The sequence below is a fragment of the Ilyobacter sp. genome, assembly GCF_041583315.1.
Taxonomy (GTDB): domain Bacteria; phylum Fusobacteriota; class Fusobacteriia; order Fusobacteriales; family Fusobacteriaceae; genus Ilyobacter.
On sequence record NZ_JBFHGC010000557.1, the window covers coordinates 1 to 1,831 of the forward strand.

Here is a 1,831-nt window from a genome sequence, read left to right on the forward strand (position 1 = left end):
GCTTCATGAAAGATTACGCCTCCAAATTCATTATCAATTATCACCGGAAACTTTCCACTGGGACAGTATTTGGCATTTAACATTGTTTTGGCTATTCTGGAAGCCTCTATACCGCATTCTTCCACATTTATATTCTCAAAAAACTCAAATCCTTTCAAGGCTCCAGGTCTGTAAGATCCGGTCTGCATATCCCCCTCTTTTGAAGCGACACTTTCTATACCAATTCTGGACCTAGTTCTCGTATCCTCAGTCCACAGGCCGTCTGAATTGGCGATCATAACATTCTGAACAGAATCAGAATAGCTTATTCTCACCTGGGATATGGACTCATCATATGAAGAGGCTGCCTGATGTGCCCTCTTCATGATATCCACTTTTTTATTTTTCCCCACCTTGTCAGGAGGAAGGATTATTTTATGTCTGTTCTCTATATCCTGTTTTATGAGGTTTATGATTATGTCACCTTTAGAACCAGTGATTGCTTCTGCGGCTTTTTTCGCTGTTTCTATCAGTGAGTCTCTTGTCACCTCGTTTGTGTAGGCATACACTGAAAACAAGCCTTTGAATATTCTTATTCCTACTCCGAAATCCTTTCCAGAAAGAGATTTTTCTATACTTCCGTCGATCATGAATAATCCTGTATTAAACTTTTCCTCTATAAATACTTCTGCAAAATCCCCTCCTGTAGAAAGAGCATGTATCAGAATATCTTCTATTGAAATTTTATCTAACATCATTAACCTCCACTGTAAAAATCTATCTATAAGAAAATCTTATCAAAATTAAAAGGAAAATACAATGTATATGTATATAACTTGGTATAATGTTACTCAATCCTGTAAAAGTAATCATAAAGGTCCTATATAAATAATGTACCTCTGGAAATTAGTTAAGTATTATTTTAAAAAATTAAAAAAAACGTTGACAAATAACCCTAAAAAGGATATATTATATCAATAGAGAATAAAAAAAGAATACATTGAGTAAATGACATTCTTCGTCAGTCGGAATAGAGCAACCCTCATTCCATCCTGAGAAGACCTGTGGTCGGCTTACTTTCATTAGGAAAACCAATGGAAGTAGTGCGGACTTTTTTTATTTATAAAAGACAAAGATTATAATACATAATTAGATTTTAAAGGGAGGATCGTTATTTATGAGAAGAATCCAAGCGATTATAAGACCAAACAGACTTGAAGTTCTTAAGAAGGCATTAGTTGATAACGGAATCGGTGGAATGACTGTAACCGAGGTACGCGGATTTGGAAGACAAAAAGGAAAAGTGGAAATCTTCAGAGGTGTAGAGTACAAGACAGATTTTTTAAAAAAACTTAAGATTGAAATTTTATGTAGGGATGAAAACCTTAAAAAAATCGAAGATGTAATAATACAGAGTGTAAGAGAGGGTGAACATGGAGACGGAAAAATATTTATTTTCCCAAATGAAGAAGTAATCAGAATAAGCACCGGAGAAAAAGGTAAAAAAGCTATTTGATAACCAACGATATTTTAACATAAAAGTAATTAAATTTTAGGGGGGATTTTTATGAAGAAGATGAAATGGAAAGCGATGTTTTTATGTCTAATGCTGACGATGGGTCTTAGTGCATTTGCAGAAGTTGGGGCAGAGGAAGTACAAACTAATCTAAACTGGACATGGACACTTATAGCCGCTGCAATGGTATTTTTTATGCAAGCTGGATTTGCAATGGTAGAAGCTGGATTTACAAGAGCTAAAAATGCGGGTAACATCATAATGAAAAACGTAATGGATTTTTCTATGGGAATTATAGCATTCTGGGCTGTAGGATTTGCCTTTATGTTTGGTAAA

At 34.7% G+C, this 1,831-nt stretch carries 2 protein-coding genes and 1 pseudogene; 2 read left to right on the forward strand and 1 reads right to left on the reverse strand.

What is annotated here, in order from left to right; translation table 11 throughout:
- On the reverse strand, nucleotides 1–734 hold a 734-nt coding region (locus ABZA26_RS14160), incomplete at its 3' end, for a TldD/PmbA family protein (RefSeq protein ID WP_372715138.1).
- Nucleotides 735–1,156: 422 nt separating this feature from the next.
- Here ABZA26_RS14160 and ABZA26_RS14165 point away from each other — a divergent pair.
- Nucleotides 1,157–1,495, forward strand: a complete 339-nt coding sequence (locus ABZA26_RS14165; protein ID WP_372715139.1) for a P-II family nitrogen regulator — start codon at nucleotides 1,157–1,159, stop codon at nucleotides 1,493–1,495.
- Between the two features lie 51 nt (nucleotides 1,496–1,546).
- A pseudogene (locus ABZA26_RS14170) lies at nucleotides 1,547–1,831 on the forward strand (ammonium transporter); the annotation flags it as partial.

What these genes read in the sequence shown, in the direction of transcription:
- ABZA26_RS14165 (WP_372715139.1), top strand. Translation starts at nt 1,157, where the DNA reads ATGAGAAGAATCCAAGCGATTATAAGACCAAACAGACTTGAAGTTCTT.